23 protein-coding genes are annotated in these 22,876 nt (G+C 71.4%); 11 read left to right on the top strand and 12 right to left on the bottom strand.

From position 1 onward, the window contains the following. Positions 1–227 precede the first annotated feature (227 nt). On the top strand, positions 228–3,779 hold the full coding sequence (gene dnaE, locus J2X36_RS15975) for a DNA polymerase III subunit alpha (RefSeq protein ID WP_310351438.1): 3,552 nt from the start codon (positions 228–230) through the stop codon (positions 3,777–3,779). Positions 3,780–4,005: 226 nt separating this feature from the next. Here dnaE and J2X36_RS15970 read toward each other — a convergent pair whose 3' ends face one another. Further along, the gene (locus tag J2X36_RS15970) at positions 4,006–4,692 is read right to left on the bottom strand and encodes a gamma-glutamylcyclotransferase (RefSeq protein WP_310351435.1); all 687 of its coding nucleotides are present in this window, start codon (positions 4,690–4,692) and stop codon (positions 4,006–4,008) included. A 43-nt stretch (positions 4,693–4,735) separates the two neighbouring features. Further along, positions 4,736–5,158 (bottom strand): hypothetical protein, encoded by a 423-nt coding sequence (locus J2X36_RS15965; protein WP_405029802.1) that lies wholly within the window; start codon positions 5,156–5,158, stop codon positions 4,736–4,738. 103 nt (positions 5,159–5,261) lie between these two features. On the opposite strand from J2X36_RS15965, the gene recO reads away from it, so the two are divergent. After that, positions 5,262–5,993 carry a DNA repair protein RecO gene (recO, locus tag J2X36_RS15960; RefSeq protein ID WP_132253602.1) on the top strand — a complete coding sequence of 244 codons (732 nt, stop codon included), beginning with the start codon at positions 5,262–5,264 and terminating at the stop codon, positions 5,991–5,993. 49 nt (positions 5,994–6,042) lie between these two features. Beyond that, a complete protein-coding gene (gene parC, locus J2X36_RS15955) occupies positions 6,043–8,289 on the top strand; it encodes a DNA topoisomerase IV subunit A (RefSeq protein WP_132253600.1) in 2,247 nt (748 codons plus the stop codon). 78 nt (positions 8,290–8,367) lie between these two features. On the opposite strand, the gene infA is transcribed toward parC, so the two are convergent. Both infA and J2X36_RS15945 read right to left on the bottom strand, forming a co-directional pair. Next, positions 8,368–8,640: a translation initiation factor IF-1 gene (gene infA, locus J2X36_RS15950; RefSeq protein WP_109890537.1), complete on the bottom strand. Its 273-nt coding sequence runs from the start codon at positions 8,638–8,640 to the stop codon at positions 8,368–8,370. Between the two features lie 202 nt (positions 8,641–8,842). Continuing rightward, positions 8,843–9,964, bottom strand: coding sequence for a branched-chain amino acid ABC transporter substrate-binding protein (locus J2X36_RS15945; RefSeq protein WP_132253598.1), 1,122 nt, complete (start codon positions 9,962–9,964; stop codon positions 8,843–8,845). Positions 9,965–10,164: 200 nt separating this feature from the next. On the opposite strand from J2X36_RS15945, the gene J2X36_RS15940 reads away from it, so the two are divergent. Genes J2X36_RS15940 through J2X36_RS15925 form a run of 4 tightly spaced genes read left to right on the top strand, consistent with a single transcriptional unit; the run spans position 10,165 to position 12,824 of the window. Next, positions 10,165–10,488, top strand: a complete 324-nt coding sequence (locus tag J2X36_RS15940) for an XdhC family protein (protein ID WP_310351425.1) — start codon at positions 10,165–10,167, stop codon at positions 10,486–10,488. Continuing rightward, positions 10,488–11,183: an XdhC family protein gene (locus J2X36_RS15935; RefSeq protein WP_310351421.1), complete on the top strand. Its 696-nt coding sequence runs from the start codon at positions 10,488–10,490 to the stop codon at positions 11,181–11,183. Before J2X36_RS15940 ends, J2X36_RS15935 begins: the two co-directional genes overlap by 1 nt. Then, positions 11,180–12,208, top strand: a complete 1,029-nt coding sequence (locus J2X36_RS15930) for a molybdopterin-binding protein (protein WP_310351419.1) — start codon at positions 11,180–11,182, stop codon at positions 12,206–12,208. Before J2X36_RS15935 ends, J2X36_RS15930 begins: the two co-directional genes overlap by 4 nt. Beyond that, complete coding sequence (locus J2X36_RS15925) at positions 12,201–12,824, top strand: nucleotidyltransferase family protein (RefSeq protein WP_310351416.1); 624 nt, start codon at positions 12,201–12,203, stop codon at positions 12,822–12,824. The genes J2X36_RS15930 and J2X36_RS15925 overlap by 8 nt, the downstream gene beginning before the upstream one ends. An 8-nt stretch (positions 12,825–12,832) precedes the next feature. Here J2X36_RS15925 and J2X36_RS15920 read toward each other — a convergent pair whose 3' ends face one another. Together J2X36_RS15920 and J2X36_RS15915 are read right to left on the bottom strand one after the other, a co-directional pair. Continuing rightward, positions 12,833–12,991, bottom strand: a complete 159-nt coding sequence (locus J2X36_RS15920; RefSeq protein ID WP_207919188.1) for a DUF2256 domain-containing protein — start codon at positions 12,989–12,991, stop codon at positions 12,833–12,835. 2 nt (positions 12,992–12,993) lie between these two features. Then, complete coding sequence (locus J2X36_RS15915; protein ID WP_310351412.1) at positions 12,994–13,860, bottom strand: formyltransferase family protein; 867 nt, start codon at positions 13,858–13,860, stop codon at positions 12,994–12,996. A 172-nt stretch (positions 13,861–14,032) separates the two neighbouring features. Here J2X36_RS15915 and J2X36_RS15910 point away from each other — a divergent pair, with 172 nt between their 5' ends. Further along, positions 14,033–14,767, top strand: a complete 735-nt coding sequence (locus tag J2X36_RS15910; RefSeq protein WP_310351410.1) for an SDR family oxidoreductase — start codon at positions 14,033–14,035, stop codon at positions 14,765–14,767. 4 nt (positions 14,768–14,771) lie between these two features. Continuing rightward, positions 14,772–16,370, top strand: coding sequence for a cryptochrome/photolyase family protein (locus J2X36_RS15905; RefSeq protein ID WP_310351407.1), 1,599 nt, complete (start codon positions 14,772–14,774; stop codon positions 16,368–16,370). Positions 16,371–16,390: 20 nt separating this feature from the next. Here the strand turns inward: J2X36_RS15905 and bcsS are convergent, their stop codons facing one another. After that, positions 16,391–17,122 (bottom strand): cellulose biosynthesis protein BcsS, encoded by a 732-nt coding sequence (bcsS, locus tag J2X36_RS15900; RefSeq protein ID WP_310351405.1) that lies wholly within the window; start codon positions 17,120–17,122, stop codon positions 16,391–16,393. Between the two features lie 357 nt (positions 17,123–17,479). Between bcsS and J2X36_RS15895 the strand changes: the two genes are divergently transcribed. Next, a complete protein-coding gene (locus J2X36_RS15895; protein ID WP_281024559.1) occupies positions 17,480–18,082 on the top strand; it encodes an exopolysaccharide biosynthesis protein in 603 nt (200 codons plus the stop codon). A gap of 7 nt (positions 18,083–18,089) precedes the next feature. Here the strand turns inward: J2X36_RS15895 and J2X36_RS15890 are convergent, their stop codons facing one another. Both J2X36_RS15890 and J2X36_RS15885 read right to left on the bottom strand, forming a co-directional pair. Then, positions 18,090–18,914 carry a metal ABC transporter permease gene (locus J2X36_RS15890; protein ID WP_132253643.1) on the bottom strand — a complete coding sequence of 275 codons (825 nt, stop codon included), beginning with the start codon at positions 18,912–18,914 and terminating at the stop codon, positions 18,090–18,092. A 38-nt stretch (positions 18,915–18,952) separates the two neighbouring features. Beyond that, positions 18,953–19,885: an ABC transporter ATP-binding protein gene (locus J2X36_RS15885; protein WP_310351401.1), complete on the bottom strand. Its 933-nt coding sequence runs from the start codon at positions 19,883–19,885 to the stop codon at positions 18,953–18,955. A gap of 342 nt (positions 19,886–20,227) precedes the next feature. Here J2X36_RS15885 and J2X36_RS15880 point away from each other — a divergent pair, with 342 nt between their 5' ends. Then, on the top strand, positions 20,228–20,731 hold the full coding sequence (locus J2X36_RS15880) for a Fur family transcriptional regulator (protein ID WP_132253573.1): 504 nt from the start codon (positions 20,228–20,230) through the stop codon (positions 20,729–20,731). 223 nt (positions 20,732–20,954) lie between these two features. On the opposite strand, the gene J2X36_RS15875 is transcribed toward J2X36_RS15880, so the two are convergent. From J2X36_RS15875 to J2X36_RS15865, 3 genes are all read right to left on the bottom strand, one after another. Next, entirely contained in the window at positions 20,955–21,317 is a 363-nt protein-coding gene (locus J2X36_RS15875) for a PRC-barrel domain-containing protein (RefSeq protein ID WP_132253571.1), read from the bottom strand. 202 nt (positions 21,318–21,519) lie between these two features. Then, entirely contained in the window at positions 21,520–21,975 is a 456-nt protein-coding gene (locus J2X36_RS15870; RefSeq protein WP_310351393.1) for a hypothetical protein, read from the bottom strand. Between the two features lie 20 nt (positions 21,976–21,995). Then, entirely contained in the window at positions 21,996–22,676 is a 681-nt protein-coding gene (locus J2X36_RS15865) for a GntR family transcriptional regulator (RefSeq protein WP_310351391.1), read from the bottom strand. Positions 22,677–22,876: the final 200 nt, after the last annotated feature.

The following is a 22,876-nucleotide window of genomic DNA, read 5'->3' as shown; positions in this document are numbered from 1 at the left end:
TAGCCTTGGCCCCGCTCCATTAAGGGTGCCTTCCCGTTCCCGGAAAGTTCCCGCCCGGCGGGTGCCGCCCACAGGAAAGCGCGGCAAGGGTGCGGTTTCGGGCGGCAGGCCGCCCCCGGTGATGCCGGCAGGGCACATGGCGGTGGACATCTGCGGCGAGCATCGCCTTTGCGGATGACACCTTAAGCCCGAGCCGGAATCCTGGCCGACCACGAACAAGGTCGGTCATGGCGCGCCAGCTCAAGGAGGTCGGATTCGTCCACCTCCACGTTCACTCGTCCTATTCCCTGCTCGAGGGCGCCTTCAAGGTCGGCGACCTCGTGAAGGCGGCTGTCGGCGACAGGCAGCCCGCGCTCGCGCTGACCGACACGAACAACCTGTTCGGTGCGCTGGAGTTTTCCGAGAAGGCGGCGGGCTCCGGCATCCAGCCGATCGCCGGGATGCAGCTCTCCGTCGTCTTCGAGGCGCCGGACCCGATGGCCCGGCTGAGCGTGCCCGCCTGCAACATCGTCATCCTCGCCCAGGATGAGGCGGGCTACGGCAATCTGCTGCGGCTCGCGAGCCGCGCCTATTTCGACGGCCCGCTCGGCGAGGCGCCGCGGGTCGCCGCGAGCGCGCTCGACGACGGCGTCGAAGGACTGATCGCGCTCACCGGCGGAGCGACCGGCCCGCTCGACGCGGCGCTGCGCGCGGGGAGGCCGGAACTCGCCGCCTCCCGCCTCGGGCAGCTTCTCTCCGCCTTCGGTGAGGACCACCTCTACCTCGAATTGCAGCGGCATGGAGCCGACGACGAGCGCCGGGTCGAGCGCGAGTTGCTGCGCCTCGCCGACCGGCACGGGCTGCCGGTCGCCGCCACCAACGAGCCCTTCTTCGGCAAGGCGGGCGACTACGAGGCGCACGACGCGCTGCTCGCCATCGCGGAAGGGCGCCTCGTCTCCGACGAGCGCCGCCGCCGGCTGACCCCGCGCCACGCCTTCAAGACCCGCGCCGAGATGGCGGAGCTGTTCCGGGACCTGCCGGAGGCGCTCTCGGCCACCGTCGAGATCGCCATGCGCTGCGCCTACCGGGTGCGCACCCGCAAGCCGATCCTGCCGAATTTCGGCAGCGTCGCCGCTGCCGACCAGGCGGCCGCGCTCGTCGACAGGGAGGCCGCGCCCACCGGCACGGTCGAGGCCAGCGCCGAGGCCGCGAGCGCGGTCGCGGAGACCCTTACCCTCGACGAGCCGGCCGAACTCCGGCGGCAAGCCGAGGCGGGGCTCGAACTGCGCCTCAAGCAGCACGGCACCGCGCCGGGCATGTCCGAGGAGATCTACCGGGAGCGCCTCGCCTTCGAGCTCGACGTCATCGTCAAGATGAAGTTCCCGGGCTACTTCCTGATCGTCTCGGACTTCATCAAGTGGGCCAAGGACCACGACATCCCGGTGGGGCCCGGCCGCGGCTCGGGCGCGGGCTCGCTCGTCGCGTGGTCGCTCCTCATCACCGACCTCGACCCGCTCCGCTTCGGCCTGCTGTTCGAGCGCTTCCTCAACCCCGAGCGCGTCTCGATGCCGGATTTCGACATCGACTTCTGCGTCGAGGGCCGCGAGCGCGTGATCCAGTACGTGCAGGAGCGCTACGGGCACCGGCAGGTCGCCCAGATCATCACCTTCGGCACGCTGCTCGCCCGCGGCGTGCTGCGCGACGTCGGCCGCGTGCTGGAGATGCCCTACGGGCAGGTCGACAAGCTGACGAAGCTCGTGCCGCAGAACCCGGCGAACCCCGTGACGCTCGCCCAGGCGATCGAGGGGGAGCCGAAGCTGCAATCGGCGATCGAGGAGGAGCCGATCGTCGCCCGCCTCATGGAGATCTCCAAGAAGCTGGAGGGCCTGCACCGGCACGCCTCGACCCACGCCGCCGGCGTCGTCATCGGCGACCGGCCGCTGGAGCAGCTCGTCCCGCTCTACCGCGACCCGAAGACGGGCATGCGGGTGACCCAGTTCAACATGAAGTGGGTCGAGCAGGCGGGGCTCGTGAAGTTCGACTTCCTCGGCCTCAAGACGCTGACGATGCTGCGCTGCTGCACGGACCTCCTCAAGCTGCGCGGCATCCACGTCGATCTCGCGAGCCTGCCGCTCGACGACGAGAAGACCTACGAGCCGATGAAGCGCGGCGAGACGGTCGGCGTGTTCCAGGTGGAATCGGCCGGCATGCGCAAGGCGCTCTGCGAGATGCAGGCCGACCGGTTCGAGGACATCATCGCGCTGGTCGCCCTCTACCGGCCGGGCCCGATGGCCAACATCCCCGTCTATTGCGAGCGCAAGCTCGGGCGGGACGCCGGCAACGAGGCGAGCTGGTACCCGCACCCGAAGCTGGAGCCGATCCTGAAGGAGACTTTCGGGATCATCGTCTACCAGGAACAGGTGATGGAGGTGGCCAAGGTGCTCGCCGGCTACTCGCTCGGTGACGCCGACCTCCTGCGCCGCGCCATGGGCAAGAAGATCAAGGCGGAGATGGACGCCCAGCGCGACCGCTTCGTGAAGGGCTGCGTCGAGCGCGGACTGGCTCAGGCGAAGGCGAACGAGATCTTCGATCTGCTCGCCAAGTTCGCCGATTACGGCTTCAACAAGAGCCACGCGGCGGCCTACGCCCTGCTGACCTACCAGACGGCCTATCTGAAGGCGAACTATCCGGTCGAGTTCCTCGCCGCCGCGATGACGCTCGACCTCGACAACACCGACAAGCTCGCCGAATTCCGCCAGGACGCGCAGCGGATGAAGATCGTGGTCGAGCCGCCCTCGATCAACACGTCCGGCGTCGTGTTCGAGGTGCACGAGGGCCGCATCCGCTACGCGCTCGCCGCCATCAAGGGCGTCGGGCGGGCGGCGGTGGAGGCGATCGTCGAGGCGCGCGGCGACCGCCCGTTCCGGGACCTCGCCTGCCTCGCGCGCCGCCTCAACCCGCGCCACATCAACAAGCGGACGCTGGAGAACCTGATCGCGGCCGGCGCCCTCGACGGCATCGAGCCGGACCGGGCCCGCGCCTTCGCGGCCGTCGAGCCGATGATGAAGCTCGCTCAGGGCGCGGCCGAGGCCGAGACGACGGGCATCGCCGACATGTTCGGCGGCGTCGCCTCGGCTGACGTCTCCCTGCGCATCCCGGCCTACGATCCCTGGCCGATGGCCGAGAAACTGAAGAAGGAATACGACGCGATCGGCTTCTTCCTCTCCGGCCACCCGCTCGACGAGTACGGGCACCTCCTGGAGAAGCTGCGCGTCCAGACCTGGGCCGAGTTCTGCCGGGCCGTCCGCGCCGGCACGACGAGCGTCGGGCGCGTCGCCGCCTCCGTGCTCGACCGCGCGGAGCGGCGCACCAAGACCGGCAACAAGCTCGGCATCGTCACCCTCTCGGACCAGACCGGCCATTTCGAGGCGATCATCTTCTCGGAAGGGCTCGGCCATTACCGGGACATCCTGGAGCCCGGCCGCCCGCTGGTGCTGCAGCTCCAGGCCAATCTCGAGGGCGAGGACGTGCGCGCCCGCATCCAGACCGCCGAACCCCTCGACCAGGCGGTCGCCCGCTATCAGAAGGGCATGCGGATCTACCTGCGCGACGAGCGCCCGCTCGGCTCCGTGCAGCAGCGCCTGTCCCTGCGCGGGGAGGGCGAGGTCTCGCTGATCCTGATCCTCGATGGGGGCGAGCGCGAGGTCGAGGTGAAGCTGTCGGGCAAGTACCAGGCGAGCCCGCAGGTGGCGGGCGCGCTCCGCGCCGTGCCGGGCGTGGTGCAGGTCGAGGTGAACTGAGCGGAATCCTGTTCGACGTCGCTGCCGCGGTCAGATGCGGACGCGTCCGCCCGCCTCTCCGGTTGGGAAGAGGTCGAGTCCCCCGGATGCGGACGGTGCGAGGGGTGCGATCTCTCCGGATGCCCCTCCATCCCTCGCCCTGTCCCGCTCCCCGTCGGGGGAGGGGACCCGCGCCCATCCACCGGCGTCGGGGCTGCCGTTCGCGGCGGCTGCGAGATCCGTTGGATCAGACATCACACGTGCGCAGCCGCTCCGCCACCAGCGCCTGCAGCCGCGTCAGGTGGCGGTCGCGGATTCCGAGCTCGGCGCAGGCCTGGACGGTGCGCAGCAGGTATTCCGCGCTGGGGCCGAGATGCCCGCAGGCCGCCGCGATCTTGTCGGCGATCTCGGGCTCGCTCAGCCGGCCCGCGTAGCGGTCGCCGAGGCGGTTAACGATGAAGGTCAGCGCGTGGACGGTGCCGGCTTCCGTCTCGACGGGCAGCCAGCGGGCTTCGTAGCCGTTGCCCTTCATCTCCCGGCGCCAGACCGGCATGAGCGTTGTCATCGGGTCCGCGCCCGAGAGGCGGAAGGCGACGCCCTTGCAGGTGCCGCCCCGGTCGAGCGCCAGCACGAAGCCCGGCCGCTCGACCGTGCCGCGGAAGCGCCGCTGCAGCAGGCAGAAGCGGCGATGGAAGCCGCGCACCAGCCCGAGGCGGCGCTCCGCCACCGTGAATTCCGGCTGCCACATCAGCGAGCCGTAGGCGAAGACCCAGATCTCGTCGGCGGAGCCGGGCTTGCCCGACAGGGCTGTCGCGAGGCCGGGCCGCAACTCGTCGTCGGTGAGGAGGTGGAGCGCGGTCGCGTCGTCCGCGACGGGTTCCGGATGGGCTCGGGCGATCAGGTCGAGGGTGAGGGCGAGGTTGGCGGCGGGCATGGGCCGAGGGGACCATCGCCGCGGCGCCGGATCAAGCCCGGGCTCAGCTCCGCCGGGCGGCGTAGGCTTCGAGTTCGGGGAAAGGCACCGAGCGGTGACCCTCGCAGACTTCCGGCTCGTCGCGCACGACGCTGAGCGCCTCGGTGCCGATTTCCTCCCGGATCACGACCTTCGCGCGCTCGGTGCCGAACAGGCTGCGCCCCCGCATCCGGCTCGACACGCAATAGAGTGTGCGCCCGCCATCCTCGAAGGGGCCAGCGATGCGGCTCTTCTCGAAGGAGACGGGCCGGACCGAGACGGCGCCGAACTGCACTTGGCGGAGCGCCAGCGCGGCGATGCGCTCCTTGAAGCCCAGTGGCACGGCCTCGGTCGCGGCGATCGGCGGTGTCGACGCGCTCGTGCAGCCAGCACCCCAGAAGATCGCCAGGGCGGCCCCGAAGCGGGCGGCGGGTCGGCTGAGAATCACGGGCGTTCGCCTCCGGGCGGGATGCGACGATACCGTTGCAGGGGCAACCATCAAGCCGGGTCCGGCGCTCACATTTCCGCGCCCGGATGCTTATCTATCGTCCATGCAGTGGAGCGACGACGCCTTCGTGATCGGCCTGCGCCGGCACGGCGAAACGGGGGTGATCCTGGAGGCGATGACGGCCGGGCACGGGCGCCATCTCGGGCTCGTCCACGGCGGCCGCTCGCGCCGGATGCAGCCCGTTCTCCAGCCCGGCAACCGCATCCGCGTGAGCTGGCGCGCCCGCATCGACGAGGGCCTCGGCTCCTACGCGGTCGAGCCGCTCGACCTCGTCGCCTCCCGCCTGATCGGTTCGGGCCTCGCCCTCTACGGCGTCAACCATATGGCGGGCCTGCTGCGGCTTCTGCCGGAGCGCGACCCGCACCCGGCGCTCTACGAGGCGTCGCAGGTGCTGATCGACCACCTCGACGACAAGGCGATCGCCTCCGCGCTCATGGTGCGCTTCGAGCTCGCGGTGCTCGCCGAACTGGGCTTCGGTCTCGATCTCGACGCCTGCGCGGCGACCGGCGGCAACGACGCCCTGATCTACGTCTCGCCGAAGACGGGGCGCGCGGTGAGCGCCTCGGCTGGCGAGCCCTACCGCGACCGCCTGCTGCCCCTGCCGGCCTTCCTCGGCGAGCGCTCCGGTGCCAACCGGGTGCCCGGGCCGGAGGACGTTCGCCAGGGATTTACCTTGACGGGGTATTTTCTGGCCCGCCACCTCTGGGAGCCACGCGGACTCGCGGTTCCCGAGGAGCGGACGCGATTCGTCGCACTCGGTCTCGCGTCCGCGTGAGCCTGTTCGTGTTATGTTCTTTTTTTGAGCGATTCCCTTCGGAGCTTTCATGGGACAGCCCTTCGAGCCGCCGACCGGCGATGTCGAGAGCGTCGAGCTGAAGACCGCGCTGGAAGAGCGCTACCTCGCCTACGCCCTCTCGACCATCATGCACCGGGCCCTGCCCGATGCCCGCGACGGCCTGAAGCCGGTGCACCGGCGCATCCTCTACGGCATGCGCCTGCTCCGCCTCGACCCGAACACGGTGCACAAGAAATGCGCCAAGATCGTCGGCGACGTGATGGGCGATTTCCACCCGCACGGCGACCAGGCGATCTACGACGCGCTGGTTCGCCTCTCGCAGGATTTCGCGCAGCGCTACCCGCTCGTCGACGGCCAGGGCAATTTCGGCAACATCGACGGCGACGGGCCGGCCGCCTACCGCTACACCGAGGCGCGGCTGACCGAGGTGGCGCGCCTGCTCCTCGACGGGATCGACGAGGACACGGTCGATTTCCGGCCCTCCTACAACGGTGAGAAGGAGGAGCCCTCGGTCCTGCCCGCGGCCTTCCCGAACCTTCTCGCCAACGGCAGCCAGGGCATTGCGGTCGGCATGGCGACCTCGATCCCGCCCCACAATGCCGCCGAGCTCTGCGATGCGGCGCTCTACCTGATCAGCCACCCGGCGGCGACCTCGGAGCAGCTCAACAGCTTCGTGAAGGGTCCCGATTTCCCAACGGGCGGCATCCTGATCGATTCGGCGCAGGCCATCACCGAGGCCTATCGCACCGGCCGCGGCGCCTTCCGCGTTCGCGCCCGCTGGGCGAAGGAGGATCTCGGCCGCGGCACCTGGAACATCGTCGTCACCGAGATTCCCTACGGCGTGCCGAAGGCGCGGCTGATCGAGAAGCTCGCGGAGCTGCTGCAGGAGCGCAAGCTCCCGCTGCTCGCCGACGTGCGCGACGAATCGGCCGAGGACGTCCGCGTCGTGCTGGAGCCGCGCTCCCGCAGCGTCGATCCGGTCGTGCTGATGGAATCGCTGTTCCGCCTCTCGGAACTCGAGGCACGCATCCCGCTCAACATGAACGTCCTCGTCGGCGGGCAGGTGCCGCGGGTGATCGGCCTTGCCGAGGCCCTGCGCGAGTGGCTCGGCCATCGCCGGGTCGTGCTCCAGCGCCGCTCGCGCTTCCGCCTCGGCCAGATCGAGCGGCGGCTCGAGATCCTGGGCGGGTTGCTCATCGTCTATCTCGACCTCGACGAGGTGATCCGCATCATCCGCGAGGAGGACGAGCCGAAGCAGGCCCTGATCGCCCGCTTCACGCTGACCGAGATCCAGGCGAACGCCATCCTCGACACGCGCCTGCGCTCCCTGCGCAAGCTCGAGGAGATGGAGCTGAAGCGCGAGCTCGAATCGCTCACGACCGAGAAGGAGGGGCTCGATGCGCTCCTCGCCTCCGAGCCGCTCCAGTGGAAGACGATCACCCAGCAGATCCGGGCGGTGAAGAAGACCTTCGGACCGGAAACCAAGCTCGGCGCCCGCCGCACCACCCTGGAGAACCCGCCGGATACCGCCGGCATCGACTTCACGGCCGCGATGGTCGAGCGCGAGCCGGTCACCGTGATCGTCTCGCAGAAGGGCTGGGTGCGCGCGCTCAAGGGCCACGTCGCCGACCTCTCCGGCATCGCCTTCAAGGGCGACGACAGCCTCAAGATCGGCTTCCCCACCGAGACGACGGCCAAGATCTTGGTGCTCGCCTCCAACGGCAAGGTCTTCACCCTCGAAGCCTCGAAGCTGCCGGGCGGGCGCGGCTTCGGCGACCCGATCCGCCTCATGGTCGATCTCGATGACGGCACCGAAATCGTGGCCGCGCTGCCCTATCAGGCCGGCAGCCGGCTCCTGATCGCGGGCTCGGACGGGCGCGGCTTCCTGGCGCCGGCGGACGCGCTCGTCGCCAACACCCGCAAGGGGAAGGGCATCCTCGGCCTCGACGGCGCGGCGGTGGCCGCCGTGCTGGTGCCGGCGGGCGAGGGCGACCACGTCGCGGTCTGCTCCTCGGACAAGCTGCTCCTCGTGTTCCCCGTCTCGGAATTGCCGGAACTCGCCCGCGGCAAGGGCGTGCGCCTTCAGCGCTGCCGGGCGGCAAGCCTCACGGATGCCTGCATCTTCACGCTCGCGGAGGGCCTGCCCTGGCGGGACGGATCGGGTCAGGCGCGGCTCGCCAACGCGCAGGTTCTGGAGAAGTGGATGGGCCACCGGGCCGAGGCCGGCACGCTGATGACCCGCAGCTTCCCGAAATTCGAGCGTTTCGGGCGCTGAACGCGAGCGCCGGACGCGACAACGCCGGCCTCGCGCGAGCGGGCCGGCGCCTAAAGGGGGCTGGGTCCGGGAGGCGCGTCAGCGGCGCCGGAACTGGCCGCCGCGGACGGGCGGGCGGGGGCCGGAGCGCTCGTCCTTGTGACGGAAGACGAGGCGGCCCTTCTCCAGGTCGTAGGGCGACATCTCGACCGTGACGCGATCGCCGGCGAGGGTCTTGATGCGGTTCTTCTTCATCTTGCCGGCCGTGTAGGCCACGATCTCGTGGCCCTGGTCGAGCTGCACGCGGTAGCGGGCATCCGGAAGGATCTCGAGAACGAGACCGTCGAACTGCATCAATTCTTCTTTCGCCATCCATCCTCTCCAGCCGGAGCGCCCGGCGAGCGCGGGGATCCGGGATCACGTTCACCAGCCAATCAGCAAAACGCCGGGGCGGCGGGTCCGATCCCGTCGGATGCGCGAAGCCGTCAAGCGTAGCACGCATGTAGTGTCGGCGCGGTGGCGAAGCAAGCGCGTGCGCCCGCACCCACCCCCGCCATCGACAGGAAAGCCGCCCTCAAGGGCCTCCCTCGGCGATCAGGTAGTCGATGCGGCCGTCCGGCGCCCGTCGCCACGTCCGCAGGACGAGGTCGGGGTAGCGCGCGTCGCCCTGCGCGTCGAAGGCGAGGTCGCCGACGAGGGTCCGGATCGGCGCGTCCTCCCGCAGGGCGGCGGCGACCTTGCGGGCCTGCGCCGATCTCGCCCGCGCCGCGCCGAGCGCGAGAAGCTCGACCGCCGCATAGGCCCGGGCCGCCACGGCCTCCGCCTCGGGCGTGCGCGCCGGCGCCTTGCCGCCCCGCGGCTCGGGCAGCCTGCGCGGCTCGGGCTCCATCGTCATCACCGTGCCCTCGGCACCGGGGCCGGCCGCCTGCGCGAAATCCTTGTCCAGCAGGCCATCGCTGCCGACGAGCGGTGCGTCGAGGCCGGCCTCGCGCATCGCCCGGATGAGCAGCGCCGCCTCCGGCGCGAGGCCGCCGAAATAGACGACCTCGACCGCCGCCCGTTTCAGCTTCGCCGCGAGATCCGCGGCGTCCTTCGCGCCGCGGGGCAGGCTCTCGAACAGCACCTCCCGGCGCCCCCGAGCCTTGAGCGTGCGACCGACCTCGTCGGCAAGTCCGCGGCCGAAGGTGGTGCGGTCGTGCACGAGGCCGATGCGTCGGCTGCCGTAGCGGTCCGCGAGGTAGGCCCCGGCGAAGGCCGCCTGCTGCGCGTCGCTCGGGACGAGCCGGAACAGGTTCCAGGCACCTCGCCCGCTCAGGGGCGTCCAGGTCGCGCCGGGCGTCACCATCACGATGCCCGCCTCCTCGTAGGCCGGCTGCGCGAGGGCCGCGACTGAGGAGGCGAACGGCCCCACGACGAGGCTGATCCCTTCGGCGGCAAACTTCCGGGCGAGGGCTGCGCCCTGCTTCGGATCGCCGGCATCGTCGGCGACGACGAGGGTGAGCTTGCGGCCTCCGCCCCGGTTGAGGTCGGCGACCGCCTGCTCGGCGCCGAGGCGCAGGCCCTGCCCGAAAGCGGCATCCGGCCCCGTCAGCGGCGCCGCCAGCCCGATCTTCAGGGGGGTTGAGGCCGGTGCCTGAGCCCGTGCCGGGGCGGCGACCGCGATGAGAGCGAGAAGAACGGCCGGAGTAAGCTTCATTGAGGTTCGCCGGGCGCGGTGGCGGAGCAATCTCCGTCCGGTTTGATACTCCCGGCGGCGCGGTGCGGAAAGGCACGCGCTGCCCGGCCGCGGAGCGCGCCCGGCTTGCGCCCCGCGCGGGACCGCCTAACTGCCTCCCTCTCCACACGTTCGGGCGCGGCCGGGGCCCCGGCTTGCCGCCCGTTGCGGGATCCCGCGCCATGCTCGCCACCGACACAGACATCCTTGCCGCCGCCGAGACCTGGCGGCGGGACGGGCGCGACGTCGCCGTCGCGACCGTGATCGAGACCTGGGGCTCGGCGCCGCGCCCGGTCGGCAGCCACCTCGTCATCGACGGCGCCGGCAATTTCCTCGGCTCCGTCTCGGGCGGGTGCGTCGAGGGCGAGGTCATCACCGAAGGGCTCGACGTGATCGCGGACGGTCGCCCGCGCATCCTCGAATTCGGCGTGGCCGACGAGACGGCGTGGCGGGCGGGCCTGTCCTGCGGGGGGCGGATCCGCGTCTTCCTCGAACGGGTCGCCTGATGCGCATCGAGACCCTCGCGGCCCTCAACGCCGAGCGCGCCGCGCGCCGCGCCGCCATCCTCGTCACCGACGTCGCGAGCGGCGAGCAGCGGCTGGTGCGCGAGGCGGAGATCGATGCCGACCCGCTCGCCGAGACGTTGCGCACGCATCTCGCGAGCGGCCGTAGCGGGCTCGTGGAGGCCGGCGGGCGAGACCTCTTTCTCACCGTCCAGGTCCCCCCGGTGCGGCTCGTGGTGATTGGTGCGGTCCATATCAGCCAGGCGCTCGCGCCGATGGCCGCGGGTCTCGACCTCGCCGTCACGGTGATCGACCCGCGCACGGCCTTCGCGACACCCGAGCGCTTTCCCGGCATCGAACTCGTGTCGCTCTGGCCGGACGAGGCGTTCGCCGGCCCCGTGCCGCCGCTCGACCGCTACTGCGCCGTGGCCGCCCTGACCCACGATCCCAAGATCGACGATCCGGCGCTTCGGTCCGCCCTGAGGGCAGGCTGCTTCTACGTCGGCGCGCTCGGCTCGCGGAAGACCCATGCCCGGCGCCTCGAGCGCCTGACGGAAGCCGGCTTCGGGCAGGCCGAGACCGGCCGCATCCGCGCGCCGATCGGCCTCGATATCGGTGCTGCCACCCCCCCCGAGATCGCGGTCGCGATCCTCGCCGAGATCGTCGCCGCCCGGCGCCGGACGGGAGCGGGCGCGTGAAATTCGGGCCGGTTCCGCTGCACGAGGCCGCGGGCCTCATCGCCGCGCATTCCGTCCGGGCGGACGACGCCACCCTGCGCAAGGGAAGCCCGATCTCGGCGGAGATCGTCGCCCGGCTCGAGAGAGCGGGCCTCCGGGAGATCGTCGCGGCGCGGCTCGAGCCGGGCGACCTCGGCGAGGACGAGGCGGCCTCGCGCCTCGCGCGGCACATGGCTGGGGAGGGCGTCTCCGCCGCCGAGCCCTTCACCGGCCGCTGCAATCTCCACGCGGTGCGGGCGGGCGTTCTGCGCGTCGCCCGCGAGGGGATCGACGCGGCGAACGCCGTCGACGAGGCGATCACGGTGGCGACGCTGCCGCCGTTCAAGCCGGTGGCGGCCGGGGAGATGGTGGCGACCGTCAAGATCATCCCCTACGCGGTGCCGGGGGTGCTGATCGAGCGCGCCCGCGCGGCGGCCCTCAGCCCTCCGATCGCGGTCGAGCCCTATCGCCTGACCCGAATCGGCGTGGTCTCGACCCTGCTGCCGAGCCTCAAGCCGGCGACCGTCGAGAAGACCCTGCGCACCCTGGCGCAGCGCTTCGCGCCGACGGGGGCGGGGATCGTCGCGGAACGCCGTGTTCCCCACGAGGGTGCCGCCGTCGCCACGGCTCTGGCCGACCTGATCGACCGCGACGGCGCCGAACTCGTCGTGATCTTCGGCGCCTCGGCCATCGCGGACCGGCGGGACGTGATCCCGGCCGGCATCGAGGCGGCGGGCGGCCGGGTCGATCATCTCGGCATGCCGGTCGATCCGGGCAACCTCCTCCTCGTCGGCGCCCGCGGTGCCGTGCCGGTGATCGGCGCGCCGGGCTGTGCGCGCTCGCCGAAGGAGAACGGGTTCGACTGGATCCTGCACCGGTTGCTCGCCGGGCTCGCCGTGACCCGCGCCGACATCGTGGCGCTCGGCGTCGGCGGCCTCCTCACCGAGATCGTCTCGCGACCGCAGCCGCGCGGCGGCGGCGCGAGCGCGGAGGAGGAGGATGGCTGAGGCGGTCGCCGCCCTGATCCTCGCGGCCGGGCGCGGCACCCGCTTCGGGCCCGAACCCAAGCTTCTCGCCGAACTCGAGGGCCGCCCCCTCGTGCGCCACGCGGCGGAGGCCGCGCTCGCCTCGCGGCTGCGCCCGGTCGTGGCGGTTCTCGGTGCCCACGCGGAGGGCGTGCGCGCGGCGCTCCGAGGCCTAGACCTGACCTGCCTGCGCAATCCCGACTATGCGGAGGGTCTCTCGACATCCCTCAGGGCCGGGCTCGCCTCCCTGCCCGCGGGGATCGGGGCGGCCGTCATCCTCCTCGGCGACATGCCGCGCGTCACGGGTGGAGACCTCGACCGCTTGGCCGACGCTTTCGCGGGCGCCGAGCCGCGCCCGGCCGCCGTGATCCCGGTCCATGCGGGGCGGCGCGGCAACCCGGTGCTCCTCAACTTGCGCCGCCTCGGTCCGGCCCTGGCCGCGCTGAGGGGCGACCGGGGCGCCGGTCCGCTGCTGGCCGGGCGCGACGACGTGCTGGAGATCGCCGGCACGGCCGGGATGGGCTTCGATGTGGACACGCCGGAGGCGCTGCGGCGAACGCTCGGGGTGACGCCTTCCGGGTCCGGACGTCGTTCCTGAGGGCGGCCTCACCCCGTCCGCTCCCGCTTCGCCTCCGCCCGGCAGCGGTCGGAGCAGTAGCGCACCTCCTCCCAGACCCGCTCCCATTTCTTGCGCCACGCGAAGGGCCTGCCGCACTGGGCACAGGGCTTCGTCGGGAGATCGCCCTTGCGGCGCATCCGCGCCATCGTCAGCGGCCGATCTGCCCGGCCTCGTTGATCGGCACGAGGCTCCAGCGGGTGACGAGCACGTAGCCGTCCCGGGCCGCCACCACGATCTGGCGGCGGTAGCGGTGGACGATGGTGCCGGGCGTGTGGGTGTGGGCTTCCCGCCAGCCCTCGGCGGCAGCGACGAAGACACGGCTGTCGCCGAGCCGGGCGATCGTCTCGATCGACCCGAAGGCCCGCACGCGGCGCAGGATCGCCTCGACCTCCTGGCGGAAGTCGAGGGTCCGGTCGGCGTCGCTCACCCGTGCCCAGTAGGAGCCGTCGCCCTGCGGTTCGGGCCTGCGCCAGCGCGTGGGCAAGTCACGCGCGATCGGCCCGGAGGCGAGCCGCCGCGCCGCCATCTGGCACTTGGCGAGGAGGGATTCGTGCGTCTCTCCGGGTGAGACGGGGAAGATGTCCTGGGCCAGGATATCGCCCGTGTCGAAGCCCTGCTCGGCGAGGACGTGCGCGGTGACGCCCCAGCTCTCATAGCCCTCGCGGATCGCCTGGAAGAGCGGGTAGGGGCCGCGCCCGGTCGGCAACGGGGAGGGATGGAAATTCAGCCCGTAGGCCGCGCGCCCGTGCCAGCCGGTGATGAGCCAGGGATAGCCCGCCACGACGAGGGCCCAGTCGCGGCCATGGGCGGCGTTGAGCGCGTCGAGATCGCCGATGCGCAGCCGCGAGAGCTGCATGGGCAGCCGGTGCTGGCGCGCCAGCGCCACGACCGCCTCGTTGTGGTCGTAGATCCCGTCGCAGGGCCGCGTGAACAGCTTGATCGGCGTCCAGCCGGCCTGGATCAGCGCGTCGAACACGCCGCCGAGGAAATCGATGCCCGCAAAGGCGAATTTCATGCAGGCTCCTGACGCCGGGGCCGGGGCTCCGGCTGCGACATTGACGATGGGGCCGGGCCGCGCGCCGCGACTCCCCGGGGCATCCCCGCGCCATACCTAAGCATCATTCCGCGGGAATGGTCGCGGCCCGCGCGAAAAATCCGCGCCGGATGCACCGAGGGACGGGACGCCGATGGAACGGGTGGTGATCTACGGGGGCACGGGCGGCATCGGGCGCGCCACGGCGCGGGCCTTGCGGGCACGCGGCTACGCTCTCCATCTCGCCGCCCGCGATGCCGCCCGGCTCGAGGAGGCCGCGGATCACCTCGGCGACACCACGATCACGGCCGGTGACGTGACGGACCCCGCTTTCTTCGACCAAGTGACCCGCGAGGCCGGCGGGCGCCTCGGTGGCCTCGTCTACGCGGTGGGCACGATCAATCTGCGCCACCTCGCGCGGCTGACCGCCGAGGATGTCGAAGCCGATTTCCGCATCAACGCCCTCGGCGCCTTCCTGGCGCTCCAATCGGCGGCGCCCGCCCTGAAGGCCGGCGCGGGCGAGGCGGGGGCAGGCGTCGTCCTGTTCTCCACGGTGGCGGTGGCGCAGGGGTTCCCCTCCCATGCCTCGGTGGCGATGGCGAAGGGCGCGGTCGAGGGGCTCGCCCTGTCGCTCGCGGCCGAACTCGCGCCGCAGGTGCGCGTCAACGTGGTGGCGCCCTCGCTCACCCGGACGCCGCTTGCCGCGGCGATCACCGGCAATGAGACCCTGGCCCAGGGCATCGCCCAGATGCACGCCCTGCAGCGCCTCGGGCGCCCCGAGGACGTCGCCGCGCTCGCGAGCTTCCTCGTCTCCGCGGAGGCGGCCTGGATCACCGGTCAGATCATCGGCGCCGATGGCGGGCGGGCGATGCTGCGGACCAAGGGCTGAGGCGGTGGCGGGGAGGCGCGCGGCCCGCGCGGCGGGGACCCTGCGCTTCGTCCTCGGCGACCAGCTCCACCGGCGGGTCAGCTCGCTGACCGACCTCGACCCGGATCGCGACGTGGTTTTGCTCGTCGAGGTCGAGGCCGAGGCGACCTATGTCCGCCACCACAAGCAGAAGATCGCCTTCCTGTTCTCGGCGATGCGGCACTTCGCGGACGAGCTCCGGGCCGAGGGGGTCGCGGTCGATTACGTCCGCCTCGACGATGCGGGCAACAGCGGCAGCTTCACGGGCGAGCTCGAGCGGGCGGTCGCCCGCCACCGGCCGGACCGGGTGGTGGTGACCGAGCCCGGCGAGTGGCGCGTCCACGAGATGATGCAGGGATGGCGGGACGATCTCGCCATCCCGGTCGAGATCCGCGACGACAACCGCTTTCTCTGCCCGCGCGCCGAGTTCGCGGCCTGGGCCGGGGACAGGCGCAGCCTGCGCATGGAGACGTTCTATCGGGGCATGCGCCGCCGCACCGGCCTCCTGATGGAGGGGGCCGAGCCCGTCGGCGGCCAGTGGAACTTCGACGCCGAGAACCGCAGGCGCCTGCCGAAGGGCCACGTCCCGCCGCGCCGGCCGGGCTTCGCGCCGGACGCGATCACCCAGGCGGTGATCGACCTCGTGGCCGCACGCTTCCCCGACCATTTCGGCTCCCTCGACGGCTTCGCCTGGCCTGTGACGCGGTCGGACGCGCTCGAGGCGCTCCGGCACTTCGTCGCCGAGTGCCTGCCGACCTTCGGCGACTATCAGGATGCGATGCAGGCCGGCGCGCCCTTCCTCTACCACGCGCTGCTGGCGCCGGCCCTGAACGCCGGCCTCCTCACGCCGGAGGAGGTCTGCCGCGCGGCCGAGCGCGCCTACCGCGAGGGCTCCGTGCCGCTGAACTGCGCCGAAGGGTTCATCCGCCAGATCCTCGGCTGGCGGGAATACGTGCGCGGCCTCTACTGGGCGCGGATGCCGGATTACGCCCGCACCAACGCGCTTCGCGCCACGCGCGACCTGCCCTGGTTCTACTGGTCGGGCGCGACGCCGATGAACTGCCTCGCGCACGTGATCCGGGACACGCGGGCGCATGCCTACGCCCACCATATCCAGCGCCTGATGGTGACGGGCAATTTCGCCCTCATCGCCGGAATCGAGCCGGCGCAGGTCGAGGAATGGTATCTCGTCGTGTTCGCCGACGCCTTCGAATGGGTGGAATTGCCCAATGTCCACGGCATGGTGCTGTGGGCGGACGGTGGCGTGATGGGCTCGAAGCCCTACGCGGCGTCGGGCGCCTACATCGACCGCATGTCGGATTATTGCGGGTCCTGCGCCTACGACGTGAAACGGAAGGCGGGCCCGCGGGCCTGCCCGTTCAATTACCTCTACTGGAATTTCCTGATCGAGAACGAGGATCGCCTGTCCGGCAACCCACGCCTCGCCATGCCCTACCGGACCCTGGCGAAGATGGATGCAAGGCGCCGGGGCGAGATCGCGGCGGACGCGGCCCGCTTCCTCGACGGCCTCTCAACGCAGGCACGGGCGCCGGAGGGTCAGCTCGCCCTCGGGCTCGAGCCGTAGAGGCGGCCCGGTGCCGGCGGTTACCGCAGATCCGTCCAGACGGTGAGCGAGACGTACGGGCTCGGATCCCGCCGTCCGCTCTCGAACTGCACGCCCGCCGAGACACGCAGATGGTAGCGCCACAGCGCGATGTCGGTGGCGTGGAGGCCGAAGCTCCACTTGCCGTAGCCCGTCGCATCCGCGGACAGGCTCGCCTCGGGTCCGAGATACGCGTCCCAGATCCGATGACCGAGGGCGACACGGCTCCAGAGGTCGCCCCGGGCGGATCCGAGGATCAGGGTGCCGTTCACGAGGGTGTCCGGGCTCGGATGGGCCCAGATCTCGCCCTGCAGGCGCAGCCCGAAACGCGCCGGCAGCAGGCCGAACCCGCTGCCGTCCGTCAGCGCCTCGAGCACGGATTCAGCTCCGGCATAGAGGGCGGCGACGCCCCAATCCCCGGCCCATTGGTAGCCCGCGAGGGCCGAGGCCGAGACGGTGTAGCGGGCGAGCCGCGCGATGGTGACGCGTGGGCCGCAGAAACAGAGGGCCGTCTCGAAGCGCCGCCCCATGCCGGCACTCGCCAGGATCACGGGGCCGGAGCCGCCTCGATGCCCGAGATCGAGCTTCAGGCCGCTCGCCGCGAAGGAGGCAGGCGCCGCGTCGAGGCTTCCGAACACGACCGTACCGAGCGGGTAGCTCTCCGCGCGCAGGGGAGCGGCGGCGAGCGGGAGCGCGGCGGCAGCGGAGACGGCCGATAGGAGAATGCGTGTCACCGGGGACTCGCCCAGGCTGAATTCGCATCAGTGTAGGTTCTCGTGCCTCGATTCCGCCAGAGATCGGGCGCATCTGCACGGGAGAAACAAGGAATTATTTCTGGTCGTTTCAGGTCAACGGCGGATCATCCGGTCGGCATGATTGAAGAAAACCTCAGGTCGGAATTCTCCGACGCCGAAAACTTCAGCGATGCGTCCTTCGACGATGACGCGTCCCGCGCCGCGCACCCCGCGAGCAGTCCCGCACGCTCCGCGAGAAGCTTCGAAGTCCCGCCGGCAGGTGCGCTGGCGCGCTTGGCGCCCGCACCGAACTCGGCTAGAGCCGCGCCCGGGACAGCAGCCAGCGGCCGAACCTTCTTGTATTCCGGTGCACGAACTTCCGACGTCCTCACCGTGCTCGCGAGCCAGGAGGGCGAGAGGCTGACCGTCGGCGACATCGTCGCCGTGCTGCGGGACCGCGCCTTCGCGCTGCTCGTCGTCATCCTCGGCCTGCCGAACTGCCTGCCGATGCCGCCGCCGATCCCGCTGATCTGCGGGCTGCTGCTGCTGCTCGTGGCGGTGCAGATCGCGGCCGGCATGTCGGCGCCCTGGCTGCCGCGGGCGCTGCTCGGGCGCTCCGTCGCGCGCAGCGACGTGGAGCGGGCGGTGAACCGGGCCGTTCCGCTGCTGCGGCGGCTGGAGCGCTGGTCGCGGCCGCGCATGGCGGTGTTCGAGACCGCGATCGGCATGCGCGGGATGGGGCTGATCCTCTTGACGCTGGCGATGGCGCTGATCGTCGCGGCGCCCGTGGTCGGGCAGATCCCGCTCGGGCTCGCGGTCTGCCTCGTGGGGCTCGGCCTCGTCGAGCGGGACGGCATCATCGTCCTCGTCGGGCTCGGGATCGGCACCGTCGGCGTCGCGCTGAATGCCGGCTTCGTCTACGCGATCGTCGCCGGCATCATGAGCCTGTTCGGCCTCTGAGAGGGCCTCACGCTTCGAGGTGGCGAGGGCGGACGAGGCGGTAGACGAGGCCGCCGCGCGGCCCCACCAGCATCGAGACGAGGTAGAGGCCCCCCGCCGCCAGCACGATGGCGGGGCCGGTGGGCAGGTCCGCGTGGTAGGACAGGCTGAGGCCGATCACGCTGGCGAGCGCCGCGGCGAGCATCGAGACCGGGATCAGGCCGCTGAGGTCGGAGGCCCAGAACCGCGCCGTGATCGCCGGCAGCAGCATCAGGCCGACCGCCAGCAGCGTCCCCAGCGCCTGGAAGCCGCCGACGAGGTTCATCACCACGAGGCCGAGGAAGGCGAGGTGGACCGGGCCGCCGACGCGGCTCACCGTGCGCAGGAAGAGCGGGTCGACGCACTCCATCACGAGCGGGCGGTAGAGCACGGCGAGCGCCAGGAGCGTCACGCTCGCGATGCCGCCGAGCAGCAGCAGCGCCGGGTCGTCGAGGGCGAGCACCGTGCCGAACAGGATGTGCAGGAGGTCGATCTGCGACCCCCTGAGGGAGACGAGGAGCACGCCGGCCGCGAGCGAGATCAGGTAGAAGGCGGCGAGGCTCGCATCCTCCTTCAGCACGGTCGAGCGGGTGACGAGGCCGGCGAGCAAAGCCACCGCGAGGCCGGCCGCGAGGCCGCCCAGCGTCATCGCGGGCAGGGACAGGCCGGCGACGAGAAAGCCCGCCGCGGCGCCGGGGAGGATGGCGTGGCTCATCGCCTCGCTCATCAGGCTCATCCGGCGCAGCATCAGGAAGACGCCGATCGGCGGGGCCGAGACGGACAGGGCGAGGCAGCCCGCCAGCGCCCGGCGCATGAATCCGAACTCGAGGAAGGGGCCGAGGACGAGGTCGATCACGAGGCGCTCCGGTGGAGTGGGCGCGCGGGATCGGGGTCCGGCACGGCCTTGTGCGCGATCTCCCCCCGAACGTCGCCGCGTTGATCGCGATCATGCCCGTGCGCGCCCGCGTGGTGGTGGTCGTGGGGCTCGTGCGCGTGCGCGGGCTCGTGAAGAGACTCGTGGGCATGCTCGTGGGCATGCTCGTGGATATGGCCGCGGGCGCAGATCGCGGCGTTCTCGTCCCAGGCCTCCGAGAGCCGGGTCGCGCGGGCGAGATGGGCGGGCGTCAGCACGGCGGCGGTCGGTCCCCAGGCCACGGGCTCGCGGGCCAGCAGCAGGGTCGTGGGGAAATGGGCGCGCACCTGCGCGAGGTCGTGCAGCGCCGCGACGATCGTGCGCCCCTGCCCGTGCCAGAGGCGGATCAGGCCGACGAGGTCGTCGGTGGTGCGGGCGTCGATCCCGGTGAAGGGCTCGTCGAGCAGGATGATCGCGGCGTCCTGCAGGATCAGCCGCGCGAACAGGGCCCGCTGGAACTGGCCGCCGGACAGGGTGCCGATCGCCCGCGCCTCGAACCCGTCGAGGCCGACCGCGGCGAGGGCGGCGAGCGCCTCGCCCCGGTGCCGCCGCAGGCTCGCCCAGGGGCCGAGCCGCCGCCACAGGCCCATATAGGCGAGGTCGAGGACGCTGAGGGGAAAGCTGCGGTCGATCTCGTCGGCCTGCGGCAGGTAGGCAATGGCGCCGCGGTCGCGCTCGATCCGGCCGTCGAGGCTGCCGATCTCCCCCGCGATCCCCTTCAGGAGCGTGGACTTGCCGGCTCCGTTCGGGCCGACGAGGGCGAGCAGGTCGCCCCGCGGGATCGCGCCGTCGAGATGATGCACGGCCGGGTGCCGGTCATAGCCGAGGGTCAGCCCGTCGAAGGCGATGGCGCCGCGCGGAGGCACCGTCACCGGAGCGCCCACAGGATCACGAGCCAGAGCCCGCCGGCGCAAGCGGCGGCGAGGGCGAGGCGGGCGCCGATCCCGGCGCGGAACAGGGAGGCGCGCGACGTCGGCCGGCGCGACGGGGGGGCGGAGGGGGCTCGGGACGAGGCTCGGGGCCGGTCGGATCGGGTCACGTCGGGGTCGGTTCCGGTGGCGCGGCGACGGGCGTCCGGGCCGGTCGCGGCGGGTGGCGCCTCCCGCCCGCCGGCCCGCATCCTCGCGCGCCGGACGATTTGCCGGGATCGGGCCTGCGCCCTATAGTCGGGGCTGATACACTGTAACACCCTCGGAGTTCAATCGGGACCCGCCGTGACGGAGCACAGGCACCCTCATGAGGCCGGCCACGAGGCGGGCCCCTGCTGCGGCGGAGACGCCGTCATCGAGCGGGCCGAGCGCCTCTGCCGGGAGCGCGACCTGCAATTCACGCGGCTGCGCCGGGACGTCCTGAAGGCCGTTGCCGAGGCGGGCCGCCCGCTCGGCGCCTACGACATCGCCGAGCGCCTGAGCGAGCCGGGGCGCCGGGTGGCGGCGGTCTCGGTCTACCGCGCCCTCGACTTCCTGACCGAGCACGACCTCGTCCACCGCATCGCGAGCCGCAACGCCTTCGTCCCCTGCGCCCACAGCCACGGGGAGGGGGCGGGCCTCGTCTTCATGATCTGCCGCAGCTGCGGCGGCATCGACGAGACCACCTCGCCCGAGATCGAGGACCAGCTCGGCCGCACCCTGGCGCGCGCCGGGTTCCGCCCCGCGAGCCGCATCCTCGAAGTCGAGGGCGAGTGCGAGGCCTGCCTGCAGCGCGAGGGTGCAGCCTAGGGGCCGAAATCCGACGTTTGTTCCCTGCTCGCGAGGTCCGCTGAGGGGAGTGTCGCCGGCATTCAGCCAAGCGGCCGCAACGGGTCGCATCGCCCTCGGTAGCGGACCTTCGCGGGTTGGGCATCATGGAATACGGGAATCGCAGAGGGAGGAGTATGGGCTTGGGGATCACCGGCCGCGGCATCCGTGAGGGGAAGCCGGGCCCGTGGCTGCCGAGCGCTCCCTACAACGGACCTGCGTAGTACTCGCCGAGCTGTTCCCACTCGTCCCGAGACAGAAGCGTGTCGTCACGGGAGAACTCGGGCGAATTGCGCAGCTGCTCCTCTGTGATGCTCGTATGGTAGCCGTGCAGTTTCGTGTCGTAATGCAGCTGTTCCCAAGGAACCGTATGGATCTCGGAATCCAGGTTCAGGAAGCCGCGGAACGTCGTGACGGCATAAACCACCTGGCCGCTGATCTTTTCGATCACGAGACGCTTGATGGTTCCGATCCGCACTCCGTTCGCATCGTAAACAGCGGTGCCCTCGACGCGATCACTCTCGATCAGCGGATGGCTCGGAACTGATAACGTGCCCGTCTCAGCCATAGCTCGCTTCCTCCAGTCCTTGGTTGAACGAGAGCCACGAAAGGCGCTCGCCCATTTTGGGTGACCGTCGCAGGAGGTAGCAAGCTCAAATGATGCAATCGTCGTGCACGCGCGAGGCTACTGAATTCGCATCATGCGCGCGCGTCCTGTCGCGTAAGCGGCATTACAGGGAGCTGCCGGCCAGCCCTTGCGCGGCACGCCATCAGTGCTGGTAGATCTCCAGCGTGTCGGCGGTGAACAGCGCCTCGGCGCCCAAGGAGGCGCTGCTGGAGGAGCCGTCGATCATCGAGATCGCGTCCGGGTAGATGGTGCCGCGGCGGCCGTAGGCGCGCTTGGCCTCCTCACACCAGCCGTCGGCGGGCTCCGGCATGGTCAGGCGCTGGCGGTTGATCTCGCTGCGCACGAGCGCCTTGAGCCGTGCCTCATCCTGCTCCCAGCGCTCCTCCGCGGAGCCGTAGGCCGCCCGGAGGGCGAGCCAGGGTGCCTGGGCGTTGCGGCCGGGCTTGACCGCCTTGCACTTCTCCAGGGTGATCGCGTAGCCGACGAGCTGCGAGACGAGTGCCGGCGCGCGGTGCGGGAGCGGCGCCTCGACCATCTCGGCGGCGCGGGCGCCGGTCGCGGCGAGGACGAGGGCCATCGGGATCACGTAGCGAAGCATGCTCCGGCTCCATCGTGTTGCTAGGTCTTGGGAACGGTCCAGTGCGCCTCGACATGGCCGGCGAGCCCGAGGGCATGGTCGCGGACAAGGATGGCGGCGCGCTCGGCGGCGCGGGCCTGCAGGGCCGCGATGATCGCGGCGTGCTCGCGCATCGAGCGGTCGGGGCGCCCGTCCTGGCGGATCGACGTCGATCGGATCGCGCGGACATGGACGAACAGGTTCGCGGACATCTCGACCATGAGCTGGCAGTTGCCGAGGCGGATGATGGCCTGGTGGAAGGCGATGTTGGCGTCCGTGTAGTCATCGAGCCGGTTCGTGAGGCCCGAGAGAGTGAAGGTGGCGAACATCTCGGCGAGCTCGGCGAGCTCGGCGTCGCTCGCTCGGCTTGCCGCGAGGTAGGCGGCCGTGCCCTCCAGCGCCGCCCAGACCGTGATCATCTCGATCAGCTCGCGCTTGGTCTTGCGGACGACGAACAGGCCACGGCGGGGAATGGATCGGACGAGGCCCTCCTGCTCCAAGAGGGACATCGCCTCCCGCACGGGCGTCCGGCTGATGCCGAGCTCACGGGCTATGTGGTTCTCGTCCAGGCGGATCTCGGTCGCGCTGTTGTAGATGTCCATCGCCAGGATCGAGCGCTTGATCATCTCGTAGGCCTGGTGCCGGAGCGTCGCGCCACGCCCGACGAAAGCTAGATTTGGCATCGGCGTGTGAGCTTGAAGCAACGTGACGCTCCAGACGCTTCGAGAACCTGAGAAGGGCCGTTCCGGGACAGGCTGCGCACCCCGGCGAACCGGGGCGCGCGTTTTGGCTCAGGCGTGGGCGAGGGCGCCGGCCGGGAGGGCGGCCTCGTTCGCCGCGTGGTGCTTCTTGAGCATGGGCCGGAGCACCGCCACCGCGAGGG

Origin of the sequence: Methylobacterium sp. BE186, assembly GCF_031457035.1 — a bacterium.
GTDB classification, from domain to species: domain Bacteria; phylum Pseudomonadota; class Alphaproteobacteria; order Rhizobiales; family Beijerinckiaceae; genus Methylobacterium; species Methylobacterium segetis.
The sequence above is the reverse complement of the archived record's forward strand: the minus strand, read 5'-3'. Positions and strand labels throughout refer to the sequence as shown.